This is a genomic window from Streptomyces sp. NPDC021100, assembly GCF_044333095.1.
GTDB lineage: Bacteria > Actinomycetota > Actinomycetes > Streptomycetales > Streptomycetaceae > Streptomyces.
Genome location: NZ_JBIRQH010000003.1, coordinates 194,697 through 219,548, shown reverse-complemented (window position 1 = coordinate 219,548; position 24,852 = coordinate 194,697). Strand labels below are relative to the sequence as shown.

General features: G+C 72.1%; 20 protein-coding genes and 1 pseudogene. 7 read left to right on the top strand and 14 right to left on the bottom strand.

Translation table 11 applies throughout. The features are described 5' to 3' along the window. Positions 1-84 precede the first annotated feature (84 nt). Together ACH4PU_RS07635 and ACH4PU_RS07630 are read right to left on the bottom strand one after the other, a co-directional pair. A complete protein-coding gene (locus tag ACH4PU_RS07635; protein ID WP_398268480.1) occupies positions 85-1,011 on the bottom strand; it encodes a transcriptional regulator in 927 nt (308 codons plus the stop codon). A 120-nt stretch (positions 1,012-1,131) separates the two neighbouring features. Then, positions 1,132-1,332 (bottom strand): annotated as a pseudogene (locus ACH4PU_RS07630) (helix-turn-helix transcriptional regulator); the annotation flags it as partial. 452 nt (positions 1,333-1,784) lie between these two features. Here ACH4PU_RS07630 and ACH4PU_RS07625 point away from each other — a divergent pair. The 3 genes from ACH4PU_RS07625 to ACH4PU_RS07615 all read left to right on the top strand — a co-directional run bounded on the left by ACH4PU_RS07625 (position 1,785) and on the right by ACH4PU_RS07615 (position 4,111). Further along, positions 1,785-1,919 carry a hypothetical protein gene (locus ACH4PU_RS07625; protein ID WP_398267538.1) on the top strand — a complete coding sequence of 45 codons (135 nt, stop codon included), beginning with the start codon at positions 1,785-1,787 and terminating at the stop codon, positions 1,917-1,919. Positions 1,920-1,922: 3 nt separating this feature from the next. Further along, positions 1,923-2,111 carry a hypothetical protein gene (locus tag ACH4PU_RS07620; protein ID WP_398267535.1) on the top strand — a complete coding sequence of 63 codons (189 nt, stop codon included), beginning with the start codon at positions 1,923-1,925 and terminating at the stop codon, positions 2,109-2,111. Between the two features lie 170 nt (positions 2,112-2,281). Beyond that, a complete protein-coding gene (locus tag ACH4PU_RS07615; protein ID WP_398267532.1) occupies positions 2,282-4,111 on the top strand; it encodes an NHL domain-containing thioredoxin family protein in 1,830 nt (609 codons plus the stop codon). A gap of 15 nt (positions 4,112-4,126) precedes the next feature. Here the strand turns inward: ACH4PU_RS07615 and ACH4PU_RS07610 are convergent, their stop codons facing one another. The 4 genes from ACH4PU_RS07610 to ACH4PU_RS07595 form a co-directional block, all read right to left on the bottom strand. Further along, the gene (locus ACH4PU_RS07610) at positions 4,127-4,351 is read right to left on the bottom strand and encodes a DUF6458 family protein (RefSeq protein WP_398267529.1); all 225 of its coding nucleotides are present in this window, start codon (positions 4,349-4,351) and stop codon (positions 4,127-4,129) included. A gap of 255 nt (positions 4,352-4,606) precedes the next feature. Beyond that, positions 4,607-5,215: a DUF4232 domain-containing protein gene (locus ACH4PU_RS07605; RefSeq protein ID WP_398267527.1), complete on the bottom strand. Its 609-nt coding sequence runs from the start codon at positions 5,213-5,215 to the stop codon at positions 4,607-4,609. A gap of 93 nt (positions 5,216-5,308) precedes the next feature. Beyond that, positions 5,309-6,598: a M18 family aminopeptidase gene (locus tag ACH4PU_RS07600; protein WP_398267524.1), complete on the bottom strand. Its 1,290-nt coding sequence runs from the start codon at positions 6,596-6,598 to the stop codon at positions 5,309-5,311. Between the two features lie 107 nt (positions 6,599-6,705). Continuing rightward, positions 6,706-8,532, bottom strand: coding sequence for an acyl-CoA dehydrogenase (locus tag ACH4PU_RS07595; RefSeq protein WP_398268477.1), 1,827 nt, complete (start codon positions 8,530-8,532; stop codon positions 6,706-6,708). A gap of 142 nt (positions 8,533-8,674) precedes the next feature. Between ACH4PU_RS07595 and ACH4PU_RS07590 the strand changes: the two genes are divergently transcribed. Further along, complete coding sequence (locus ACH4PU_RS07590) at positions 8,675-9,127, top strand: SseB family protein (RefSeq protein ID WP_185940286.1); 453 nt, start codon at positions 8,675-8,677, stop codon at positions 9,125-9,127. Positions 9,128-9,353: 226 nt separating this feature from the next. Here the strand turns inward: ACH4PU_RS07590 and ACH4PU_RS07585 are convergent, their stop codons facing one another. Further along, on the bottom strand, positions 9,354-10,352 hold the full coding sequence (locus ACH4PU_RS07585; RefSeq protein ID WP_398267520.1) for a trypsin-like serine peptidase: 999 nt from the start codon (positions 10,350-10,352) through the stop codon (positions 9,354-9,356). 110 nt (positions 10,353-10,462) lie between these two features. Here ACH4PU_RS07585 and ACH4PU_RS07580 point away from each other — a divergent pair, with 110 nt between their 5' ends. Further along, positions 10,463-11,410, top strand: a complete 948-nt coding sequence (locus ACH4PU_RS07580) for a pirin family protein (RefSeq protein ID WP_398267517.1) — start codon at positions 10,463-10,465, stop codon at positions 11,408-11,410. 231 nt (positions 11,411-11,641) lie between these two features. Here the strand turns inward: ACH4PU_RS07580 and ACH4PU_RS07575 are convergent, their stop codons facing one another. After that, the gene (locus ACH4PU_RS07575) at positions 11,642-13,786 is read right to left on the bottom strand and encodes a SpoIIE family protein phosphatase (protein ID WP_398267514.1); all 2,145 of its coding nucleotides are present in this window, start codon (positions 13,784-13,786) and stop codon (positions 11,642-11,644) included. 151 nt (positions 13,787-13,937) lie between these two features. On the opposite strand from ACH4PU_RS07575, the gene aspS reads away from it, so the two are divergent. Further along, entirely contained in the window at positions 13,938-15,704 is a 1,767-nt protein-coding gene (aspS, locus tag ACH4PU_RS07570) for an aspartate--tRNA ligase (RefSeq protein WP_398267511.1), read from the top strand. Between the two features lie 141 nt (positions 15,705-15,845). Here aspS and ACH4PU_RS07565 read toward each other — a convergent pair whose 3' ends face one another. From ACH4PU_RS07565 to ACH4PU_RS07545, 5 genes are all read right to left on the bottom strand, one after another. Beyond that, complete coding sequence (locus ACH4PU_RS07565) at positions 15,846-16,220, bottom strand: DNA-binding response regulator (protein ID WP_398267508.1); 375 nt, start codon at positions 16,218-16,220, stop codon at positions 15,846-15,848. Between the two features lie 162 nt (positions 16,221-16,382). After that, positions 16,383-18,101, bottom strand: coding sequence for a methionine--tRNA ligase (gene metG / locus ACH4PU_RS07560; RefSeq protein ID WP_398267505.1), 1,719 nt, complete (start codon positions 18,099-18,101; stop codon positions 16,383-16,385). Between the two features lie 175 nt (positions 18,102-18,276). Then, a complete protein-coding gene (locus ACH4PU_RS07555) occupies positions 18,277-18,600 on the bottom strand; it encodes a hypothetical protein (protein ID WP_398267502.1) in 324 nt (107 codons plus the stop codon). Positions 18,601-18,815: 215 nt separating this feature from the next. Next, on the bottom strand, positions 18,816-20,075 hold the full coding sequence (locus ACH4PU_RS07550) for a VWA domain-containing protein (RefSeq protein WP_398267499.1): 1,260 nt from the start codon (positions 20,073-20,075) through the stop codon (positions 18,816-18,818). A 174-nt stretch (positions 20,076-20,249) separates the two neighbouring features. Next, positions 20,250-21,617, bottom strand: coding sequence for a carotenoid oxygenase family protein (locus ACH4PU_RS07545; RefSeq protein WP_398267496.1), 1,368 nt, complete (start codon positions 21,615-21,617; stop codon positions 20,250-20,252). 316 nt (positions 21,618-21,933) lie between these two features. Here ACH4PU_RS07545 and ACH4PU_RS07540 point away from each other — a divergent pair, with 316 nt between their 5' ends. Next, positions 21,934-23,331: an alpha/beta hydrolase gene (locus ACH4PU_RS07540; protein WP_398267493.1), complete on the top strand. Its 1,398-nt coding sequence runs from the start codon at positions 21,934-21,936 to the stop codon at positions 23,329-23,331. Positions 23,332-23,397: 66 nt separating this feature from the next. Here the strand turns inward: ACH4PU_RS07540 and ACH4PU_RS07535 are convergent, their stop codons facing one another. Next, complete coding sequence (locus ACH4PU_RS07535) at positions 23,398-24,471, bottom strand: alpha/beta hydrolase (protein ID WP_398267490.1); 1,074 nt, start codon at positions 24,469-24,471, stop codon at positions 23,398-23,400. Positions 24,472-24,852 lie beyond the last annotated feature (381 nt).

The following is a 24,852-nucleotide window of genomic DNA, read 5'->3' as shown; positions in this document are numbered from 1 at the left end:
TCCACGGCGAGCACCTGGCGAAAGACCTGCGATGCGACCACGGGTTCGTGCACATCGGGCGCACCAGGGACGGCAACGCCGTGATCATGCGCAAGGGCGACCGCTGGACCGTCGTGCCGCGCCTCCGCCCGGGAGGGCCCCGGCACTGTCGAGGAGAGAGCGCACCTCCGGGACCTCGCGGAACCGCTCCAGACGCGAGAGTACGACCTCGGTGCGCCGCGCCGTCCTGTCGCTGGCCAGGCTCGCGGACAGCATCATGACCCGCTCCGCCGTCTCCGCCGCTTCCTCCGGCTCGTTGGCGTCGGTCAGGGCGACGGCCAGCCACGACAGGTAGAGCGCGAGTTCCCGCGTGTGTGTCGCGTCGTAGCGGCCGAGGACGTCGCGGAGCACCGGGACGGCTCGAAGCGGACGGCGCAGCTCCGTGTAGACGCGGGCTTCCATGATCCGCAGCTCCCCGGCGTCCACCCAGTAGAGATAGCCGGGTTCGTCCTCTCCGCCATGGTCCGCCAGTGCTTCGCCCGCTTCGTTGACGGCCCTTATGGCCGCCTGGTCCTCCCCGGCCTTGGCGTGCGCCCATGCCACACGGTCCAGGTACAGGGCGCGCGCTCGTGGAGGTGCGCAGTGGGCGTTCTCCAGGGCCGCGCGGGCCATGCCGAGCCCTTCCCGCGCGTCGCCCGTGTTCGTGTGCTGGTAGGCCAGCGAGCCCAACACGTTGCCCGCCAGCGTCGTGTCCTCCGCCGTATGCGCTGCCGACAACCCCAGCCGGTAGATCCGCTCGGCTTCCGCGTGCCGGCCGGCGTCACTCGCGATCCATCCGGCGATCTGTGCCAACTCCCCGATGACCCGCAGCAGCGATCGGCCCACGGCCTCCGTGTGGTTCCCTTCCCTGAACAGCCGTACGGCGGCGCCGAACTCGCGCAGTGCGGGGCGCAGCAAGTCGCCCCCGGAGATCACATCGTCGGCGAGCCTGAGCCCGTGGACGCGCCGCTGCAGGTCGGCCACGGTGGTCACACCGACGCGTCGCCCTTCACGAGCGCCGAGCGGGGCGAGCGGATCGCCCTCGGGCAAGTAGTCGGTCAGCGACGGCGGGGGCGGCTCAACGGGCTCGCGCGACGCCCGGAGCGCTTCCACAGGCACCCCAAGAGCCGCGGAGATAAAGGGCAACCACTCGCGGGGTGTCCGCTTTCCCGTTTCCCACCTGCTGACTTCCTGCCGCCCGACCGGCTGCCCCAGAACACCGGCGATGCGGCATACCTCGCGTGCCAACCGCGCCTGACTCCATCCGCGCTGTTCACGGAACCGCCTGATGTTGGCCGCGACGCTTCCCGTCATGCCTTCAGTCTGGCCGATACCCGGCCTACACGGGGCCGCTAGTCGGCACACTGCTCCGGCAGGAGGATCACCGGCATGGCCAAGCGAGGAAATGCCCCACCGGCCGCCCTGGAACGCGCACCGGCCGTGCCGCACACCAGTGGCCCGCCCATGTATCCGACCCGGGACGAGTGCGGGATCTGCGGCCGGTACCGCAGCGCTGTCAACGGCGCGCTGGGACGCGCCCAATGGGCCCGTGTCCAAGGCTTTCAGGACGAAGCCGACGCCATTCGCCGCGAGGCTGCCGACTACCGCAAGGGGTGGAGAGAACACCTCGCGCGGGTCCCGCACAGGCCGGCGTGACGGCTCCGGTTTCCGTGCGGCGGTCGAGACCCGGTGGAGCGCCGACACCGCACAACGGCATGAGGCCCCCTTGTGCCCACACAGCACCGACCCGAAAGGAGTACGTGTCCATGAGCGAGGAGAAGCACGACAGCTGGGACCCGGACGGAAACCGTGACCAGGTCACCGACCCCGATACACAAGTCTCCCAGAACGGTAGCGTCTACAGCAGTCTGGCCGACGACGAGGAGCGCGAAGGGAAGTAGCGCATGATCCACGGCGAGCACCTGGCGAAAGACCTGCGACGCGACCACGGGTTCGTGCACATCGGGCGCACCAGGGACGGCAACGCCGTGATCATGCGCAAGGGCGACCGCTGGACCGTCGTGCCGCTCCGGTGGCTCACCGGTGACGCCGTGGCGACCATCAAGGCGCAGGCCGGGATCGGCCCCGGCTGAGTCCCGGCGGCCGCGCACGGGCGCTCCCGCGCCTGGGGGGCGGGCTGGTGCCATGAGCCCATGACGTCACGACGTCGCCGGGCGCTCCCGCGTCTGAGGGGCGGGCCGACCGCCCGGCCGCGTCAGGTGCCTGTGATCCCGCGTTCACAAGCGGATGGCACCCTGGTGTCATGAACGCCGCTTCGCCCGCCCCCCGCCGCCCCCGTGTCCGCGCCCCCGAGCTCGTCGGTGCGGGTGGCTGGCTGAACACGGGGGGCGAGGAGCTGTCCCTGGCCGCGCTGCGCGGCCGGATCGTGATCCTGGACTTCTGGACGTTCTGCTGTGTGAACTGCCTGCACGTCCTGGACGAGCTCCGGGAGCTGGAGGAGAAGCACCGGGACACCACGGTGATCATCGGAGTGCACTCGCCGAAGTTCGTGCACGAGGCCGAGCACCAGGCCGTCGTCGACGCCGTCGAGCGGTACGGGGTCCACCACCCCGTCCTGGACGACCCCGAGCTCGTCACCTGGAAGCAGTACGCCGTCCGGGCCTGGCCCACGCTCGTCGTCGTCGACCCCGAGGGGTACGTCGTGGCGCAGCACGCGGGCGAGGGGCACGCGCACGCCCTGGAGGCGCTGGTCACCGAGTTGGAGGCGGAGCACGAGGCGAAGGGGACGCTGCGGCGCGGGGACACCCCCTACGTGGCCCCCGAGCCGGTCGCGGGCGAGCTGCGCTTCCCGGGGAAGGCGCTGGCCCTGCCCGGGGGCGGCTACCTGGTCTCGGACACCACCCGGCACCAGCTCGTCGAGCTCGCCGCGGACGGCGAGACCGTCGTCCGGCGGATCGGGACCGGGGAGCGCGGGTTCAGCGACAGCCCGGCACGGTTCAGCGAGCCGCAGGGGCTCGCGCTGCTGCCCGACGGGCGGGTGGCCGTCGCCGACACCGTCAACCACGCGCTGCGCGTCTACGACCCGGAGACCCACGAGGTCGGCACCCTGGCCGGCACCGGCCGCCAGTGGTGGCAGGGCGCGGACACCGCCGGGCCGGCGCGCGAGGTCGCCCTGTCCTCGCCGTGGGACCTGGCCTGGTTCGCGGACCGGCTCTGGATCGCCATGGCCGGCGTCCACCAGCTCTGGGCCTACGACCCGGCCACCGGCACCGTCGGCGTCGCGGCCGGCACCACCAACGAGGGCCTGGTCGACGGGCCCGCCGCGGAGGCGTGGTTCGCCCAGCCGTCCGGGCTGGCCGCCGCGGAGGACCGGCTGTGGGTCGCCGACTCGGAGACGTCCGCGCTGCGTTACGTCGAGCGCGCCGGGGACGGGGACGGCTTCGCGGTCCGCACCGCCGTCGGCACCGGCCTGTTCGACTTCGGGCACCGGGACGGCGACGCGGCCCAGGCCCTGTTCCAGCACCCGCTCGGCGTCACCGCGCTGCCCGACGGCTCGGTCGCCGTCGCGGACACCTACAACCACGCCCTCCGCCGCTACGACCCGGCGACCGGCCAGGTCACCACCCTGGCGACCGACCTGCGCGAGCCCTCCGACGCGGTCCTCGACGGCGACGACATCGTCGTCGTGGAGTCCGCCCGGCACCGGCTGACGCGGCTGCGGCTGCCGGAGGAGGCGGTACGCGTCGAGTCCGTCGCCCACCGCACCCGGCGCGAGGCGACCGAGGTCGCCCCCGGCGAACTGCTGCTCGACGTCGTCTTCCACGCGCCGGCCGGCCAGAAGCTGGACACCCGGTACGGGCCGTCCACGCGGCTGCTGATCAGCGCCACGCCGCCGGAGCTGCTCGCCGAGGGCGCCGGCGCGGGCACCGACCTCGCCCGGCGCGTCGTCCTCGCGGACGGCGCCGGGGAGGGCGTGCTGCACGTCTCGGCGATGGCCGCGTCCTGCGACGACGACCCTGCCAACGAGTACCCCGCCTGCCATGTGCACCAGCAGGACTGGGGTGTTCCGGTCCGGGTCGTCCCCGGCGGGGCGGACCGGCTGCCGCTGGTCCTGGCCGGGCTCGACGCCTGATTGCCCGGCCGGGGGTCAGCGGACGAACCGGTGGTCCTCCTCGACCACCGGCGCCGCCGGCGGGGGCGGCTGCGTGCGGCGGCGCTTGAAGATGGCGACGTACGCGTTGAGGCCGATGAGGCCGGCGGCCATGAGGATCAGGCCGGCGAGGGTGAGGTTGACGCCTTCCATGTGCCAGTCGACCGCGAAGGTCAGGATCGCTCCTGTCGCGATCAGGCCGATGCACCATCCCATGCCCATGGGGTGTCTCCTTCCGGGAGCGGTCGGCCGTTCATCGACGCGCCTACCCCCGGGTGGGGCGGGGATGTGCCCCGGTCCCGCCCTTTCACCGTTTCGTGCGGGGGCTGCGCCCCCGCGCCCCCGAAACCGCGCTCCGCGCGGTTGTCCTCAAACGCCGGACGGGCTGGAGTGGGCGCCCTATTCAGCCCGTCCGGCGTTTGAGGACGAGCGGCGAAGCCGCGGTGCGGGGACCTGGGGGCTGAGGGCGCGTCACCCTCACTTGCCCAGCGCGGCCGCCTCACTCGCCACCCAGTACGACGTCCGCACCGAGTCGTCGATCCGCAGCTTCCCGCCCGGCAGCGCGGCCGGGATCTCGCCGCCCTCCACCGGGTCCCCGTTCGCCGCCTGGAGGCCGACGGACAGTTCCTTGGCCTCGCGGGCCGTCCCGCCGTCGGGGGAGGTGGGCCGGACGCCGGCGTACGCGGCCTTCCCGGCAGCCAGCCGTACGGGCTCCTTCGGCTTGCTGGCGGCGTCCATGTCGGCGGTCGCCTGGTCCTTGTCGAAGCGGAGGAAGGGGAAGCCGTAGGCGGTGCACTCCTTCTTCGCGGTGGCGACGAGGAGCAGCGCGCCCGCCGGCTTCTTCGCCGGCCGGGCCTCGACCTTCACGTCGGCCGGCGCGCAGGCGTCGCCCTTCTTGGCGCCCTTGCCCGCGCTGTCCTCGCCCGCGGCGCCGGGCGGCGCGTCGGAAGCCGTCGCCGCCGACTGGTCGCTCTTGCCGTCACCGTCACCCTTGCCGCCGCCACCGCCCCCGCCGCAGGCGGTGAGCGTCAGGGCGGCCGCGGCGGTGAGGGCGACGGCGGTGGTCCGCAGGAGGCGGTGGGTCATGGGTTCCCCCGGGTGGGATGTGGTGGATCGGTGGTGCGCCGCCCAACCCGCCTGCGGGAACCGCCGGTTCGAAGCCAGGGCCCCGACGGGGTGTCAGCCCGCCACGAAGGCGGTGAGCACCGAGGCGAGCAGATGCGGGTCGTCCGCGCCGCAGAGTTCGCGGGCGGAGTGCATGGAGAGGATAGCGATGCCTATGTCGACGGTGGCGATGCCGTGCCGGGCGGCGGTGATCGGGCCGATCGTGCTGCCGCAGGGGACGGAGTTGTTGGAGACGAAGTGCTGCCAGGGCACGCCGGCCCGTTCGCACGCCTCCGTGAACGCGGCCCGCCCGCCGCCGTCCGTCGCGTAGCGCTGGTTGGCGTTGGTCTTCAGGATGGGGCCGCCGTTGGCGACGGGGTGGTGGCCGGGCTCGTGCCGCTCCGCGTAGTTGGGGTGCACGGCGTGGCCGGTGTCGGAGGAGAAGCAGATGGTGCCGGCGAAGGCGCGCGCCCGGTCCTCGTACGCCCCGCCGCGCGCGAACACCGAGCGCTCCAGGACGTTTCCGAGCAGCGGGCCCTCGGCGCCGGTGTCGGACTGGCTGCCGTTCTCCTCGTGGTCGAACGCGGCGAGGACGGGGATGTACGGCAGCGACTCGGAGGCGACGGCGGCGGCCAGGGCGGCGGTGCCGGCGTGGACGGAGACGAGGTTGTCCATCCGCGGCCCGGCGAGGAGTTCGCGGTCGCGGCCGAGGTACGCCGGGGGTTCGACGCTGTGCGTCATCAGGTCCCAGCCGGTGATCTCGTCGGCGCCGACGCCCGCCTCCTCGGCGACGAAGCGGACGAGGTCGCCCTCGCGGACGTCGCCCAGGCCCCACAGCGGGGTCATGTGCCGCTGCCGGTCCAGCGTCAGGCCGTCGTTGACGGCGCGGTCCAGATGGATGGCGAGCTGCGGGACGCGCAGCAGCGCGCGGTCGACGTGGACGAGCCGGTGCTCGCCGCCGCGCAGCGTGATCCGCCCGGAGAGGCCCAGGTCGCGGTCGAGCCAGGTGTTGAGCAGGGTGCCGCCGTAGATCTCGACGGCGATCTGGCGCCAGCCGTGCGCGCCGGTGTCGGGCCGCGGCTTGACGCGCAGGTTGGGGGAGTCGGTGTGCGCGCCGATGATGCGGAAGGGGGTGGCGGCCGTCGCGCCCTCGGGCACGTACCAGGCGATGAGCGCACCACCGCGGATGACGAACTTGCCGCCCGCCGACGCGTCCCACGCGTCGGTCTCCGCGAGCTGCCGGAAACCCGCCTTCTCCAGCCGGGCCGCGGCGTTGGCCACCGCGTGGTACGGCGAGGGGCTCGCCGCCAGGAAGGACATGAGGTCGTCGGTGTGGCCGCGGTCGAAGCGGTGCGCAGTGCTCATGGCCTCAGGATAAGGAGCGCGGCAAGGAGTGCGGCGGGAACGCGCGGAGGCCCGCTCCGGCGTGGAGCGGGCCTCGTGCGTCAAGAGGCGAGGGGCCGTCGGACCGGTTAGAACGCGGCCTCGTCCAGCTCCATCAGCGACTGGTCGACGGCCTCGGCGAGGGCGCGCTCGACCGAGACGCCCGGCAGGACGTTCGCGGCGAAGAACTTCGCGGCGGCGATCTTGCCGGTGTAGAACGCCTTGTCCTTGGCGGCGGCGGCCGGCAGCTTCTCGGCGGCGACGGCCGCGCCGCGGAGGAGCAGGTAGCCGACGACGACGTCACCGGAGGCCATCAGCAGGCGGGTGGTGTTGAGGCCGACCTTGTAGATGGACTTGACGTCCTTCTCGGTGGCGGCGAGGTCGGTCAGCATGGTGCCGACGATGGCCTCCAGCTCACCGGCGGCCTTGGCGAGCTGCTCGCGGGCGGCGGCCAGCTCCTCGCCGCCGGCGGCCTCGGCGAGGAACTTCTTGATCTCCTCGGAGAGGGTGGTCAGCGCCTGGCCCTGGTCGCGGACGATCTTCCGGAAGAAGAAGTCCTGGCCCTGGATGGCGGTGGTGCCCTCGTAGAGGGTGTCGATCTTGGCGTCGCGGATGTACTGCTCGATCGGGTACTCCTGGAGGTACCCGGAGCCGCCGAACGTCTGGAGCGACTGCGCCAGCTGCTCGTAGGACTTCTCGGAGCCGTAGCCCTTGACGATCGGCAGCAGCAGGTCGTTGAGGCCGTTCAGCGCCTTGGTGTCCTCGCCGGCGGCCTCCTTGACCAGGATCTCGTCCTGGACGGCGGCCGTGTAGAGGACGAGGGCGCGCATGCCCTCCGCGTACGCCTTCTGCGTCATCAGCGAGCGGCGCACGTCCGGGTGATGCGTGATGGTGACCTTCGGGGCCTTCTTGTCGGTGAAGTTGGCCAGGTCCGGGCCCTGCACGCGCTCCTTGGCGTACTCCAGGGCGTTGAGGTAGCCGGTGGAGAGGGTGGCGATGGCCTTCGTGCCGACCATCATCCGCGCGAACTCGATGATCATGAACATCTGGCGGATGCCGTCGTGCTTCTCGCCGATGAGCCAGCCCTTGGCGGGGTGCTTGTCGCCGAAGGTCATCTCGCAGGTGTTGGACGCCTTGAGGCCCATCTTGTGCTCGACGTTGGTGGCGTAGACGCCGTTGCGGGCGCCGAGCTCACCGGTCTCGAAGTCGAACTCGTACTTGGGCACGAGGAAGAGGGACAGGCCCTTGGTGCCCGGACCGGCGCCCTCGGGGCGGGCCAGCACGTAGTGGAGGATGTTGTCGGCCATGTCGTGCTCACCCGAGGTGATGAAGCGCTTCACGCCCGTGATGTGCCAGGAGCCGTCCTCCTGCTGCACGGCCTTGGTGCGGCCGGCGCCCACGTCCGAACCGGCGTCCGGCTCGGTGAGGACCATGGTCGAGCCCCACTGCTTCTCGACCGCGATCTTCGCGATGTGCTTCTGCTGCTCGGTGCCCTCCGCGAACAGCACGCCGGCGAAGGCCGGGCCGGAGGAGTACATCCAGACGGCCGGGTTGGAGCCCAGGATCGTCTCCGCGAAGCCCCACAGGAGGCTGCGCGGCGCGACCGTGCCGCCGATCTCCTCCGGGATGCCCAGGCGCCACCACTCGGCGTCCATGTACGCCTGGTAGCTCTTCTTGAAGGTGTCCGGGACGGGCGCGGTGTTGGTCTCGGGGTCGAAGACCGGCGGGTTCCGGTCGGTGTCGGCGTAGGACGCGGCCAGCTCGTTCTCCGAGAGGCGGGCGATCTCCGACAGGATGTCCTTGGCGGTCTCGACGTCCATCTCCGCGAACGGGCCGGTGCCGTACAGCTTGTCGCGGCCGAGCACCTCGAAGAGGTTGAACTCGATGTCGCGGAGATTCGACTTGTAGTGGCCCATGACAACGGCTCCGTAAGGGGTGACGGGAGGGCGTTCCTCGTGCTTACCGAGTGCGTACCGATCGGTAATCTGCATGATGCTACCCACCGGTAATAAGAAGCAACCCCTGTTGGGCCAACTGTGACTGGTTACGCTTTGGCCCATGTACGGCTACGACCAGAACGTGGGACAACAGGGCTACGCGCCGCCGCAGCAGCCCGGCGGCTACGGCGAGCAGCCGCTCTACCCCGAGCCGTCCCCGCCGTCGCTCGCCGACGCGGTACGGGCCTTCACCACCGGCTCGATGTCCGCCGAGGACTTCCAGGTGATCTTCGCCAACTCCAAGGTCTACTGCCCCCGCGGCGAGAACCCCGGCTTCCTCGCCCTGCACAACACCCAGCACCCGGTGATCCCGATGTTCACCTCCCTGAAGGAGCTGCGGCGCTACGCGGGCAAGGAGTCGAAGTACTTCGTCATCACGGGGGCGGAGGTGATCGATCTGCTGCCGACGGGGTACGGGTTCGTGCTCGACATGGAGGGGGACCACCGGATGGTGTTCGACGCGAAGGCGGTCGAGCAGATGGTGGACTTCGCGATGCGGCGGATGTACGGGTAGGGGGTTCGCCCCGGTCCCACCCTTTCGCCGCTTCCTGGGGCTGCCGCCCCAGACCCCGCTTGTCGCGGCTCCGCCGCTCGTCCTCAAACGCCGGACGGGCTGACTATCCAGCCCGTCCGGCGTTTGAGGACAACCGCGCGGAGCGCGGTTTCAGGGGGTGCGGGGGCTTGCCCCCGCAGAAACGGTGAATGGGGGTGCCCCCTCTGGGGGAGGGGCCGGGGCACCCTCACCCGGCGGTCGCCCGCCGATACAGCCGCTCCGCCGCGTCCCCGAAGTACGAGCTGTACGACGTCTCGTCGTCCCCGCCCTCGTCCTTGCCGCCCAAGACGCCCACCACCGTCCCCAGCCCCGAGCCCGCGTCCACATCCGTGAGCAGCGGACTCCCGCTCGTCCCCCCGGGCAGCCCCGCGCAGTCGAACCGCAGCTGCGAAGCGCTCTCCCGCCGCACCACGCTCTGGCAGGCCAGCGGCCGCTCGCCCTCGCCCGGGTAGCCGAGGACCCGGGCCGGGCGGTCCACCGCCGGGTGGAAGGCGATGCGCTCGGCGCCCGTGACGTCCTCCACCCGTGTGCCGGTGCCTACTTGGCGCACCCGCAGGAACGCGACGTCGTGGTCCTCGTCCCGGGCGGTCATCCACTCGGGGTCGACGTCGATCGACGTCGGCACCCAGACGCCGTAGGGCGCCTCGCCGTCGTGGTAGCCGGGGGCGAAGGCGACGTCGGTGTGGAAGCCGTCGGTGTACACGCAGTGCGCGGCGGTGACCAGCAGGTCCCCCTTCCGGCTGTGGACGACGCTCGCGGTGCAGCCGTGGCCGGGCTCGTCCTGGTCGGTGTAGAAGAGGGGCCCGATGGCGGGCGAGGGGTCCCGGGGGGCCGCTTCCAGGGGGCTGGAGGGTGGCAGGGGATCGGTACGCGCCCCTCGGTCCGTCCCGCGGCCCGCGCCCCGGTCCGCCGCCCGCGCCGCGCCCCGCCCCGGCGCACCGGGCTCGGTCCGTACCGCCGAGGCCATGGCGTCCGCGGCCGCGTCCCCCACGCCCTCCGGCTCGGCGTAGTGCCCCGAGGACTCGCCGGCGGCCAGCGGCCCGTCGGTGGCCGCGCCGCGGGTCGCCACGAGTACGCCCAGCAGGGCCAGGGCCAGCACGGTGGCGAAGAGGACGGTGTACCCGGCCTTGCCGGGGCCGGGCCGGGGTCCGGGGCCCGTTCCGGTCCGGGCGGATCTGGCACGCATTGATCAAGTGTCCCAGGAGACAGGCCGGGAACACCCACTCCTTGCAGGTTGTTCACTCTTCAACTAAATTGGAGGCAACCCGGGGGACGGAACGTCCGAAGGAGGGCGACATGCCTGCTGTAACTGCGGAGAACCCGCTGACCCTGCCGCGCGTGACGGCACCCGTGGGCCCGGCGGCCCGCCCGGTGCTGGCGGTGTCCACCGCGCCCGCCGGGTTCGAGGGCGAGGGCTTCCCGGTCCGCCGGGCCTTCGCCGGCATCGACTACCGGCACCTCGACCCGTTCATCATGATGGACCAGATGGGCGAGGTGGACTACGCGGCCGGGGAGCCGAAGGGCACCCCCTGGCACCCGCACCGCGGCTTCGAGACGGTCACGTACATCATCGACGGCACCTTCGTGCACCAGGACTCGCACGGCGGCGGTGGCGTGATCACCGACGGCGACACCCAGTGGATGACCGCCGGCTCCGGGCTGCTGCACATCGAGACGCCGCCCGAGGAACTGGTGGTCTCCGGCGGGCTGTTCCACGGCCTCCAGCTGTGGGTCAACCTGCCCCGCAAGGACAAGATGATCGCGCCGAAGTATCAGGACATCCGCGGCGGCAACGTCAAGCTGCTCGCATCGGAGGACGGCGGCGCGCTGGTCCGGCTGATCGCCGGGGATGTCGCGGGCCACGCCGGCCCGGGCGCCACGCACACCCCGATAACGATGATCCACGCCTCGCTCAGCCCCGGCGCCCGCCTGGTGCTGCCCTGGCGGCCCGACTTCAACGCGCTGGCCTACGGGCTGGCCGGGCACGGCACGGCCGGTACCGAGCGGCGGCCGTTCCGCAGCGGGCAGACGGTGGTCTTCGGGGCCGGGGACGCGCTGGTGGTCCAGGCCGGGGACGCCCAGGACTCCCGGAGCGAGCGGTTCGAGGTGGTGCTGCTCGGCGGGCTGCCGCTGCGCGAGCCGATGATGCACTACGGCCCGTTCGTCATGAACACCCACGCCGAACTCGCCCAGGCCTTCGACGACTTCAAGGCCGGGCGGCTGGGGACGGTCCCGGCGTCCTGACCCCGCGACCGCCGTCGTCGTCGAACGCGATGACCGGTCCATTCATCCGGTGAATCACTCCAACGAGTGAAGGTGGTCGGTGTTCCCCTCACCCGGCGCGGGGGAAGAAATCGGGCCCGCCCCTCCCACGCGGGCCCGGCCCCTCCGGGTCCACCCGGGGGGGCGCTCCGGACGCGGTGGGGGCTCACCCGGTTCAGGGGGTGAGCCCCCACCGCCCCCCGCTCCGGCGTGTCAGGTGATCGCCGCCAGCTCGTCCGGCGACGGCCGCCCCGCCTCGTACAGCTCGAACCAGATGTTCTTGCCCTCGCCCCGCGGGTCCACCCCCCAGGCCCCGGCGAGCAGCTCCATCAGCACCAGCCCGCGCCCCGACGAGGCCATCTCGCCGGGGTGGCGCCGGTGCGGCAGCTCGTCGCTGGTGTCCGCGACGTCCACCCGCACCCGCCGGCGCCCGTGCTCCCCGGATACGGACGCCCTCAGCAGCGCGTCCCCGTCCGTGTGCACCAGCACGTTGGTGAGCATCTCGGAGACCATGAGCACCGCCGAGTCGGTCTGGTCCGGGTCCGGCCAGTCGTGCATCAGGTCCCGCACCTGCTGCCGGGCCTCCGCGATGCGCTCCGGCTCGGCCTGGGCGATGCTCATCACCGTCCGCCGCGGCGGCGGCTCCGCGGCCCGCGCGGCGGCGGGGGCCGGTGCCTCGCGGCGGAGCAGGAGCAGCGCGATGTCGTCCTCCCGCCGGTCCACCAGCGGACCGGTCGTGTAGTGCGAGGACGGGCCGTGGACGGCCTGGACGAGGGCGTCCGCCAGGGTCTCCAGGAACTCCGGGTCGTCCGCCGCCGGCTCGCCCTCGATGACCTCCCGCAGCCGCGACCAGCCGGTCTCCAGGTCGTGGCCGCCGGTCTCGATCAGGCCGTCGGTGCAGACCAGCATGGTCTCGCCGGGTTCCAGGAGCAGCCGGGTGGTGGGGTAGTCGGTGTCCGGGTCGATGCCCAGCGGCAGGCCGCCCGCGGTCGAGCGGACGAGCATCGTGCCGTCGCCCGTCCGGATCGCCGGGTCCGGGTGGCCGGCCCGGGCGATGACCAGGATCCCGGTCGCCGGGTCCACCTCGATGTAGAGGCAGGTGGCGAAGCGCGGGTCCTGGGGAACGCCGTCGTCGACGCCGGACAGACCGCTGTCGTTGATGCCGGACAGGAAGCGGGAGGCGCGGGAGAGGACGGCGTCCGGGTGGTGCCCCTCGGAGGCGTAGGCGCGCAGCGCGATGCGGAGCTGGCCCATCAGCCCGGCGGCCCGGACGTCGTGCCCCTGGACGTCCCCGATGACCAGCGCGAGCCGGCCGGAGGGCAGCGGGATCATGTCGTACCAGTCGCCGCCCACCTCCAGCCCGCCGCCGGTCGGCACGTAGCGGGCCGCCACGGTCATCCCGGGGATGTCCGGCTGGACGGTCGGCATCATCGAGCGCTGGAGGCCGACGGAGAGCTCCTTCTCCGACTCGTGGACGCTCGCCCGGCTCAGCGCCTGCGCCAGCATCCGGGCGACCGTGGTGAGCACCGACCGCTCGTCCGGGGTGAAGGCCACCGGCACGCTGAAACCGGCCATCCAGGCGCCGATCGTCTGCCCGGCGTTGATCAGCGGCAGGAAGGCCCAGGACCGCCGGCCGAACCGGGCCACGAGCGGCCAGACCTTCGGGAAGCGGCGGGCGTACTCCTCGGGGGAGGGGATGTAGATCGCCCGGCCGGTGCGGACGACCTCGGGCGCCGGGTGGTTGCCGTCCAGCGGTATCTCCAGGAACGCCGAGACGTCCTCCAGCGCGTAGCCGTGGTGGCCGATCAGCGTCACCCGGCCGCCGTCGGTGCCGAAGACCGCCAGCGCCGACGGCTCGAACCCCGGCATCGACAGGCCCGCCGCCACCCGCAGCACCTCGGCGGTGGACCGGGCCTCGGCCAGCGCCCGGCCCGCGTCCAGCAGGAACGCCTCCCGGTTGCGGCGCCAGTCGCCGGTGACGGTCGTCCGGGCGGGCGAGGTGCCGGGGTGCGGCGCCGGGACCTCTTCCAGGATGCCGACGAGCGACCGGGGGCCGCCGTGGGCCGACTGCCGGGTGCGGGCGCGGACCGTGCGGCGTACCCGGCCGGCCTCGTCCACCACCCGGATCCGGGCCTCGGCGAGCGCGTCCTCCGCGACGGCCACGCTGACGATGCCCTGGAACTCCACCCAGTCCACCGCGTGGAACCGGGCGCGCGCGGCGGACTCGGACAGCTCCGTCCGTTCGGCGGGCAGCCCCAGCAGCCGGGCCGCCTCGGCGTCGAAGGTGACGCGTCCCGTGGCCCCGTCCCAGTGCCACAGGCCGGTCGCTACGGCGGCCAGCACATCCTCGGTGCGCATTGCCCCACTTTATGCGGGTTCGCTCGGTGCAGACCACCGATGGCGGGTGGGGCAGTACCCTTGCTCAGTGCTGTATGCACGCTAACCCAGTGCGGCGAGCCAGTGCAGCGCGCCCCTCGAACCACGCCTTCGACCACGACTTGGATGAACGATGCATCGTTACCGGTCCCACACCTGCGGCGAGCTCCGTGCGGCTGACGTCGACACCGACGTGCGGCTGAGTGGCTGGCTGCACAATCGGCGCGACCTGGGCGGCATCCTCTTCATCGATCTCCGCGACCACCACGGTCTCGTGCAGCTCGTCGCCCGCCCCGGCACCCCCGCCAACGAGGCGCTGGGCCGGCTCACCAAGGAGACCGTCGTCCGTATCGACGGCCGGGTCATGAGCCGCGGCGCCGAGAACGTCAACCCCGACCTGCCCACCGGCGAGATCGAGGTCGAGGTCACCGAGGTCGAGGTGCTCGGCGCCGCCGAGCCGCTGCCCTTCACGATCAACACCGAGGACGGCGTCAACGAGGAGCGCCGCCTGGAGTACCGCTTCCTCGACCTGCGCCGCGAGCGCATGCACCGCAACATCATGCTGCGCGGCGCCGTCATCCGCGCCATCCGCGAGAAGATGACCGCGCAGGGCTTCAACGAGCTGGCCACCCCGATCCTGTCCGCCACCTCCCCCGAGGGCGCGCGCGACTTCCTGGTGCCGTCCCGGCTGCACGCCGGCAAGTTCTACGCGCTGCCGCAGGCGCCGCAGCAGTTCAAGCAGCTGCTGATGATCGCGGGCTTCGACCGCTACTTCCAGATCGCGCCCTGCTTCCGCGACGAGGACGCCCGCGCCGACCGCTCGCCGGGCGAGTTCTACCAGCTCGACATGGAGATGTCCTTCGTCGAGCAGGAGGACGTCTTCCAGGTGATCGAGAAGGTCATGACCGAGCTCTTCGAGGAGTTCGGCAACGGCCGCCACGTCACCTCGCCGTTCCCGCGCATCCCGTTCCGCGAGGCGATGCTCAAGTACGGCTCCGACAAGCCGGACCTGCGGGCCAAGCTGGAACTGGTGGACATCTCCGATGTCTTCGCGGGCTCGGAGTTCAAGGCGTTCGCCGGCAAGCACGTGCGCGCCCTCGCGGTGCCGTCCGTGCAGGACCAGCCGCGCAAGTTCTTCGACGGTCTCGGCGAGTTCGCCGTCGAGCAGGGTGCCAAGGGCCTGGCCTGGGTCCGCGTGGGCGAGGACGGGACGCTGTCCGGCCCGATCGCCAAGTTCCTCACCGAGGAGAACGTCAAGGTCCTCACCGAGCGGCTCGGCCTGGCCGCCGGCCACGCCGTCTTCTTCGGCGCCGGCGAGTTCGACGAGGTCTCCAAGATCATGGGCGCGGTCCGCGTCGAGGCCGCCAAGCGCGCCGGCCAGTTCGAGGAGAACGTCTTCCGGTTCTGCTGGATCGTCGACTTCCCGATGTTCGAGAAGGACGAGGAGACCGGCAAGATCGAGTTCTCCCACAACCCGTTCTCCATGCCCCAGGGCGGCCTCGAGGCCCTGGAGACGATGGACCCGCTGGACATCCTCGCCTGGCAGTACGACATCGTCTGCAACGGCGTCGAGCTCTCCTCCGGCGCCATCCGGAACCACGAGCCCGAGGTCATGTACAAGGCGTTCGGGATCGCCGGCTACTCGCAGGAGGAGGTCGAGCGCGAGTTCGGCGGCATGCTCCGCGCGTTCAAGTTCGGCGCCCCGCCGCACGGCGGCATCGCCCCGGGCGTCGACCGCATCGTGATGCTGCTGGCCGACGAGCCCAACATCCGCGAGACCATCGCCTTCCCGCTCAACGGCAACGCCCAGGACCTGCTGATGGGCGCCCCGAGCGAGGTCGACGACTCCCGGCTGAAGGAACTCCACCTGTCGCTGCGCAAGCCGCCGACGGTGAAGTAACCGGGGGCCGTCCGGCTGAGGTACGACGAGGGGCCCGGCGCCGATGTGCCGGGCCCTTCCGTGTTGTCCTTCCGGTACCGGCGCTCCGGTGTCCGGGGTGCCCGGGGCGGCCCCCACCCCCGTGGGGAGCCGTCGGCCGGCTCACACCAGCACACCGAGATCCGGCAGCGGTTCCGGCGGACAGCAGCCGGCCGCGGCGTGCACCGCCCGGCCCAGCCGCCGCGGGGTGACCCGGTGCATCGGGAGGACGGTCCGCGCGCCGTACTCCCACACCGCCATCAGCTCCGCGTCGCCGAGCCCGTCGGCCACCACCAGCAGCGGCGCCCAGCTTCCGGCGCTCCGCCGGCGCAGCTCGCCCGCGGCGTCGCGGTCGTGCCGCCCGAGCAGCAGGATCTGCACCGCCGCGCCGTTCCTCACGACCCGGAGGGCGGGCAGGGTCCGCAGGCCGCGGACGAGGCGGGCGCGGCCCACCTCGTCGGAGGCGTGCACGCTCACGGTGATTCGGTCATCCAACACTGGTCCGGTCTTCCTTCGGTCTCCCCCACGGCCAACACCTCACAGCCTGGCGCGCCCCGCTCAACGAACGATTGCCGAACGATCAACGCGCGTCGACCGGGTACGGGACAGGGCCCGGAACCTGAGGTCCCGGGCCCTGCGCGTAAGGGTGCGAGGAGCGGATCAGGCCGCCTCGTCGCCCCCGCCGAAGCGCTCGCGGTAGGACTCCAGGTCCTCCTCCGTGATCTTCGCGAAGAGCACCGGCGGCACGGTGAACGGCGTACCGGCCGGGACGGACGACAGCGAGCGGGCCTCGTCCTGCGTCACCCAGGTCCGGTCGTCGCCGGTGAGCGCGAACGCCGAGCGCATCGCGGCGGCCGTCGCCGGGATGAACGGCTCGGAGACCACCGAGTACAGGTGGATCAGGTTCATCGCCGTGCGCAGCGTCAGCGCCGCCGCGTCCGGGTCGGTCTTGATCTCCAGCCAGGGGGCCTTGGTCTCCAGGTAGGAGTTGCCCGCGCTCCACAGGGCGCGCAGCGCCTGCGCCGCCTTGCGGAACTGCATCTCCTCCATGTGGCCCTCGTACTCGGCGAGCAGCCGCGCGACCTCCCGGCCCAGCTCCGTCTCGGCCGCGCCCGCCTCGCTGCCGGCCGGCACCTCGTCGCCGAACCGCTTGCGGGAGAAGGACAGGACGCGGTTGACGAAGTTGCCCAGCACGTCGGCCAGGTCCTTGTTGACCGTCGCGGAGAACAGCTCCCAGCTGAACGAGGTGTCGTCCGACTCGGGGGCGTTGGCCATCATGAAGTAGCGCCAGTAGTCGGCCGGCAGGATCTCCAGTGCGTCGTGCGTGAAGACGCCGCGCCGCTGCGAGGTGGAGAACTTGCCGCCGTAGTAGTTCAGCCAGTTGAAGGCCTTGACGTAGTCGACCCGCTTCCACGGCTCGCGGGTGCCGATCTCCGTCGCCGGGAACATCACCGTGTGGAACGGGACGTTGTCCTTGCCCATGAACTGGGTGTAGCGGACGTCCGTCGCCTCGTACCACCACGACTTCCAGTCGCGCTCCGCCGGCAGCTCGTCGGCCCACTCCTTGGTGGCGCCGATGTACTCGACCGGAGCGTCGAACCAGACGTAGAAGACCTTGCCCTCGGCCGCCAGCTCCGGCCAGGTGTCGGCCGGGACCGGGACGCCCCAGTCCAGGTCGCGGGTGATGGCCCGGTCGTGCAGGCCCTCGGTCAGCCACTTGCGGGCGATCGACGAGGCGAGGACCGGCCAGTCCTTGCCCTGCTCGTCGATCCACGCCTCGACCTCGCCCTGGAGCTTGGACTGGAGCAGGAACAGGTGCTTGGTCTCCCGCACCTCCAGGTCGCTGCTGCCGCTGATCGCCGAACGGGCGTCGATCAGGTCCGTGGGGTCCAGCACGCGCGTGCAATTCTCGCACTGGTCGCCGCGCGCCTTGTCGTAGCCGCAGTGCGGGCAGGTGCCCACGATGTAGCGGTCGGGCAGGAAGCGCTCGTCCGCCAGCGAGTACACCTGGCGGATCGCGCGCTCCTCGATGAACCCGTTCTTCTGCAGCTGCCGCGCGAAGTGCTGGGTGATCTCGCGGTTCTGCGCGGACGAGCTGCGGCCGAAGTAGTCGAAGGAGAGGCCGAAGCCGTCGTAGATCGCCTTCTGCGCCTCGTGCTGCTGGGCGCAGTACGCGTCCACCGGCAGGCCGGCCTCCTTCGCGGCCAGTTCGGCCGGGGTGCCGTGCTCGTCGGTGGCGCAGATGTAGAGCGTCTCGCGCCCGGTCTGGCGCAGGTAGCGCGCGTACACGTCCGCCGGGAGCATGGACCCCACCATGTTGCCCAGGTGCTTGATCCCGTTGATGTACGGAAGGGCGCTGGTGATGAGGTGTCGAGCCATGCCGGCTGCTCCCTGGTCGGTGCTCGGGTACGGAGCCTGTGACCCTGTGTCCACAGGCACCTTTAGCGTATCCGAGTGCCAGGCGGCGGCAGCGCGGCATTATTGACGGTCCCGTGTCGGGCGCGCGGGCGGAGCGCGCCGCCTGGGGGGCCGGGGCGGGAGGCGCGGCGCGGGCTCACCGACTCCGGCCGCGCTCCCCGGCGTTGCCGCCCGCGTCCGCCCCGCCGCCGGACCGGTCACCCGGCCGGCCACCGGTCCGTCCGCCGGTCCGGCCACCGATCCGTCCGCGGCCCGCCGCACCGGCCTGGGACTGCGCCGGAACCTGGGCCTCCGCCTCGGCGTCGGACGGGAACCGGATGGCCGACGGCGGGCAGGACCACTCGATCCCACCGCGCGGCGGCCGTAGCTGAACGTAACCGGCATGGGTGTCCATGACCTGCCCGAGCCGGCCGGTGCGGGTGTCGACGACGTAGCTGCCGAGGGGGAATTCATCGTTCACATTCCTACGATGCCCACTTCAACGGCTTCTGATCGGCGAGAGGCGGAGTACGGAGGGTGATCTGTCCGGGCGTCATGCTTACGCGGTGCGATCGGTGAGGTGGTTACTCTCTGTCGCCCCAATTGCCGGATTCCCCGGCTCCGGGAGCCGTCCCCGTCCGGCTGGGACGGCTCCCGGGTGGGTCCTGCGGGGGCGAGGGGCGTCGGGGCCGGGGATCAGCGGGTGCGCTGCCGGATGACGCGGGCCTCGCGGGCCTCCTCCAGCCAGGCGGGGAAGCCGGCCGTCAGCTCTTCGTAGAGCAGGTCGTCGGCGAGGCCCTTGGGGTCGCGGCCCGCGTGGAAGAAGCCCGCGTTGTCCACCGCGCGGCGCTCCGGCACGGGCAGCGCGTCCAGCTTGCGCAGGAAGTCGAAGCCCTTGCCCTCGGGGTCGCCGAAGGCCACGAACTGCCAGTAGATCGGCAGCTTCGCGGCCTCGCAGAGGGCCTTCTCGGCGGCGGACTTGCTGTAGGGGCCACCGTCCGTCTGGAAGACGACGAACGCCGGGTCGGTGGCGCCGGACTTCTTGTAGTGCTTGATCACTTCGCGCATGGCGAGGTGGTAGTTGGTGCGGCCCATGTGCCCGAGGGAGGAGTGCAGTTCCTGGATGCGGCCCGCGTAGTCGGTGAGGTCGAGCTCGGCGACGCCGTCGACCTCGGTGGAGAAGAAGACGACGGGCACGATCCCGTCGTCGTCGAGGTGCGCCGAGAGGCCGAGCACCTGCTCGGCGAGGCGCTGCACGCTGCCGTCCTTGTAGTACTCGCGCATCGAGCCGGAGCGGTCGAGAACGAGGTAGACGGCGGCCCGCTGCCCGGCGAGGCCGCGTTTGCGCAGCGAGACGCCCGCCGATTTGTAGAGGCTGACCAGGCCGGGGGCGGACTTCTCGACCTTCTCCAGGCTGATGGCGGAACCGCGCTCGCCGTCGGCGGGGGCGGGGCCCGGGGCGGCGGCCGGGGCGGTGGGCGCGACCGGCGCCGCCACGGCCGCCGGGGCCGCGGCCGCCGCCGTCATCGCCGGCGAAGGCTCCGGCTCGGGGCCCGGCGCCGGCTCGGGCACCGGGTTGGGGTCCGGGGTCGGTACGGGCTCCGGCTGCGGTACGGGCTTGGGCTCGGGCATCGGCGTCGGGGCGGGCTCCGGGTCCGGCACCGGATCGGGGCGCGGGCCCGGGGTGGGCGGCCCGGGGACGGGGTGCAGCGGGCCGGGGTCGGGGACCCGGTCGGTGGTGGTCTGGGCGGGGACGGACGCCGGGACCTTGGAGCCCTTGGGGGCCTTGGAGGCCGTACGGGCCGCGGACGTCGTGGCGGCTGGGGCCGACGCCGTGGCTGCGGCCGGGGCCGGCTCCGGCGCGGGGGCGGTGCTCTGCTGGGGGAGGCCCGGCCTTCCGTCGTCACCCGTCTTCGACCGGCCGAACGCGTTCCGCAGCAGGCTGCGAATTCCCATGAGGAGAAATCCTTACCTTTGTCTGGAATGTACCTACTGTGCGACTCCGGTAAGGCTAGCTCTAACGCCTCGTCAGTAACGTGCTCCTCGCTGGTCCCGATTGCACCGGGTCCGGAGCCGGGGCCGGCCCCGTGCGCCGGGTCCTTGTCCAGCCACCGGAGCGCTGCCCTTCGTCTACCCCGGATCCGGGATCCAATCGCCGTGCGCCCCGACCGGCACCCGCACCGGCAGGTGTACCCGGGCGACCGGCCCCGCCGCCAGGTCCTGGGCGGCCAGCACCAGCAGGTCGGTGGCCCCGCGCTCCGGATCGAAGGCGTAGGCCAGCACCCACCCGTCGTCCTCCGCCGCCCCGGGCGCCGCCGGGACGAACACGCCCTCGCCGACGTCGCCGCCCGGCGGGACGGGGTACTCGTCGCATGTCCCGCGCTCCAGGTCGTACTTGAGCAGCCCGACGCCGAACCCGGCCCGGTCCTCGCCCAGCGGCTCGCGCACCGCGTACCCGTAGCGGTGCTCCCGGGTCGGCCGGCGCGGGTCGATCCGCGGGAACTCCACCGCGCGGTCGTCCAGCCGGAGCCGCCGGACGGTCCGCGCGGCCGGGTCCACGGTCCAGCGCTCCAGGTGGGCGGGCTGCTTGTCCAGACCCTTGCGGGTGCCGTCGAACAGCCGCTCGTAGCGGGCGAGATGGACGGTGATCAGCCCGTCCCGCTCGTAGGCGTTCATGGCGTGGTAGACGAAGCACGGCTCCAGCTCCAGCCAGCGCACGTCCCGGGCGGTCCCCTCCCGGGGGAGCACCCCGAGCCGGGCCGGGCGGTCCGGGTCCCAGCCGAAGGCGGTCACCGAGAGGCCGGGGCCGAGGGTGAAAGCGACCGGCAGGTCGTAGAGCAGGACGTGGTGCTCGGTGAGCGAGAAGTCGTGCATCATCGGCCGGCCCGTCACCGGCACCTCGACGTGCCGGCGGATCCGGCCGTCCGTCCCGGCGACCAGGTACTGCACGTACGGCCAGGCCGGGCAGTAGGCGAGGGCGTGCAGCTCGCCGGTGGCCGGGTCGAGGACCGTGTGCGCGGCCAGCCCGCCGGGCAGCGTCCCGTGGAAGTCGAACGGGCCCACCGTGTCCAGCTCGGAGTCCAGCTCGTAGGGGAGCGCCCCGCCCTCGACCAGGGTCAGCAGATGCCCGGCGAACCGGCGGACGTGGGTGTTGGGCGCGAAGTCCACCAGGTGCCGGGGCCCGTGCAGCACCTTCTCGCCCAGCCGCCGGGCCACCGCGTCGGAGCGCACCCAGCGGTTGCGGTACCAGGCGGCCCGCCCGTCCCGCAGCCGGACGCCGTGCACCATGCCCTCCCCGGAGAACCAGTGGTGGGAGCCCGGATCGTCCACCTGGAGCGGGTTCGGCCCGTTGCGCAGGTAGCGGCCGCGCAGCGCGTCCGGCAGCCGGCCGGTCACCGGGAGGTCGAGGGCCGTGATCTCCTCGCGCACCGGCTCGAACAAGCCACTGAGCCAGGGGTTCGCCCCCGAGGTGACCGCCCTGGCGGCGTCGTTCGGCATGCCCTCCACCTCCACCGGTGTCCCGGTCCGCCCCCGCGGAACCTTTCTCCACCATCCGGCGGAAGGCCGCGTTCGGCCAGACCGCGCCGGTGTCCCGGGCAGGTGTCCGGGGCTGTCGGGGCGTCCCTTCCCTCGCGGGAACCACCGGGGAAGCCGGGGACTCGAACGGGAAACGGGCAGGAAACGGGCAGGGAAGGGCCGAGGAAGAAACGGGGGGCAGGGCAACCCTGCCGCCCCTTTCTCGCCTCTTATCCGATGAACCGGCGGAACCGAACGTGAGTACCCACGGAAATCGGAGGCAGGGAGTGAGCACCGCATGGGCCTGACCAGCAGGTCGCTGATGTACACGGTGGCGTTCGCCGCCGTGTTGTGTGTGGCTCTCATGGTGTGGATCTGGCCGCGGCTCTCCGGGCGGGGACCGCTGCCCGTCTTCGGCCGGCTCGGCGCCATCCTGCTCACGCAGCTGTCGATCATGGCCGCGGTGCTGCTGGTGGTCAACTCCAGCGTCGGCTTCTTCGGCACCTGGAACCAGCTGCTGGGCCGCGTCGACAAGGCCCCCGTCAACGTGACGCAGATGAACAGCGGGACCGGCCCCCGCGCCTCGGTCAGCGAGACGAAGGACGGCCTGATCCAGCCCACCGGCGGTGAGAAGGTCGAGAAGTTCGCCGGGTACCCCAAGGGCCCCGAGGACAAGGTGGGCGCCGTCCGCTCGGTCCGCGTCATCGGCAAGCGGACCCTGGCCGTCAACTCCGCGTACGTCTACCTGCCGCCCGAGTACTTCCAGAAGCAGTACGAGCGCGCCCACTTCCCCGTGATGGTCGTCGTCAGCGGCTACCCGGGCGGCCGGGTCAGCCTCGCCCGCAACCTCCAGGTCCCGCTGAACGCGGCCCGCCTCCTGGAGGAGAAGAAGATGGCCCCTACGGTCATCGTGATGATCAGCCCGACCATCGCCCAGCCCCGCGACACCGAGTGCGTCGACGTGCCGGACGGCCCGCAGGCCGAGACCTTCCTCACCAAGGACCTCCCCGACGCGCTGCGCAGCACCTACCGCGTCGGCCAGGACGCCACCGGCTGGGGCATCATGGGCTACTCCACCGGCGGCACCTGCGCCCTCCAGCTCGCGATGCGTGCCCCTGACGTCTACCCGGTGGCCGCCTCCCTCTCCGGGGACCTCTCGGTCAAGAACGACATCGCCACCGGCGACCTCTTCGGCGGCGGCGAGAAGGGCAAGCAGCGCAAGCGCGAGCACGACCTGATGTGGCGCCTCCGCAACCTCCCGACCCCGCCCGTCTCCCTGCTCCTCGCGACCAGCCGCAAGGGCGAGAAGAACTTCCACGACACCGAGGAGTTCCTGCGCCTGGCCAACGAGAAGAAGCTCCGCACCGCGACGATCGTCCTGCCCGAGGGCAGCCACCAGTTCTCCACCTGGCGCCGGGAGATCGGGCCGGTGATGGAGTGGATGAGCAAGGAGCTCACGTTCCCGCAGGACACGGAGGGCGGGAAGAAGCCGGGCGAGGAGAAGAAGCAGGAGGAGAAGAAGCAGGAGGAGAAGAAGCAGGAGGACGCCGGGAAGGCCGGCGGCAAGGACGCCGAGGTGAAGGCCGACGACAAGGCCGGTGCCGGAAACGCCGACGACGGGAAGGCCGACGGAGACGCCGCCCCGCGGGGGCAGGGCGACGACCGGCCGGGCGACGAGGAGGGCGAGCGGGACTGACGTCCTCGCCACCGCCACGGCGTACGCCGCACGCCGTGCCCGCCCCAGCCCCGGCCCGCCCCGGCATCAGCGCGCCGGCGGGCCGCCCGGCAGCTGCTGGGCGAGCCAGGCGAAGGCCTCCGGGTAGAGCGCCGACCAGGTGCGGTAGTTGTGGCCCCCCTTGTCGAGCAGCATCGTCTTCAGCCGCACCCGGCTGCTCGCCGCCTCCCGCTGGAACTCCTCGATGTAGGCGGGCGGACTGTCGCGGTCCTGGCGCGAGGTCGCGAGGAAGAGGGACACATCGGCCTTCGTGTGACCGACGAGCCAGGTGGGGCTGTTGCGCTGCCGCAGGGCGGGGTCGGCGAGGGCCCCGCCGTCACCGTTGAGCGGGTCGGGGTCGAGGGCCGCGCCGGCGGCGAAGACCCGGGGGAACTGCAGCGGCAGCTTCGCCGCGCAGAAGCCGCCGGTGGAGATCCCCAGCAGCCCCCACGACCCGGGCTGCGGCGCCGCCCGGAAGTGCCGCCGGACGAGCTCGGGGACGTCCCGGGCGAGCCATGTCGCGACCTTCCGCCCGGACGCGTCGGAGCAGTCGGTGTCCCGCCCGCCGGGGTTGATGACCGGCACGGCGAGGATGAACGGGCGGGTCCGCCCCTCGGCGAGCAGCTTCCGGTAGGACCGGGGCATCCGGCCCTGGTCGATCCACGACTGCGGCGTCCCCGGCACCCCGTGCAGCAGCATCACGACGGGGAACGTGGCGCGGCGGTAGCGGGGGTCGTCGTACTCCGGCGGCGTCCACACCAGGACCTGCCCCGACAGGGCGGACCGGGTGCCGTGGAAGTACGTCTCCCGCATGCCGTGGTCGTCCTCGGCGAACTGGGCGTGCTCGGCGGGCGGCCCCTGCATGGCGATGGGCCCGGCTCCGTCCGTGCGGCCCAGCAGGTCGTCCCACGACGCGTAGAGGCCGTAACTCGTGTTGATCCAGGTGGCCACCGTGCAGATCGCGGTGAGCTGGCATGCGACGATCAACAGCACGCGGGCCGCCCAGCGCACCGCTCCGGGGCCCGGGATCCTCGCCCAGAACAGCAGCGTGGCCAGGACGGACAGCACCGTGAAGGCGACGAGCAGGGCGAAGAAGGCGGTTCCGGTGAGGCTGAGAGTCATCCCGCTGTGATCTCCCTCGGTCGGGCCGCCGACAGGCGACGGCACGGCAGACCATAACGACAGAACGTGCGGGTATCGGGCGGAACGGAGGACGAGAACCCGGATGGGTCCGGTGGTCCAAACGGTCATATGTCCGGCGCACGGGCAACCGGAGGGGCAACCTCAAGTCCAGCTCAGACTTTCGATGCATCCGTAGTGTCGCCCTCCCATCACGAGTAGTTTCCTGGTCAGGGCGGTCCGAATCACCGGCTGTTGTCTGGGAGGCGTGATGGAATCCATGACGCGCAAGGAAAGAAAGACCGTTGTCGTTCTGGCCCTCATAGTGATCGCGATCGTTTGCTACATGATCGGCAACATTCAGCCCTGACCCTCGACTTCGAC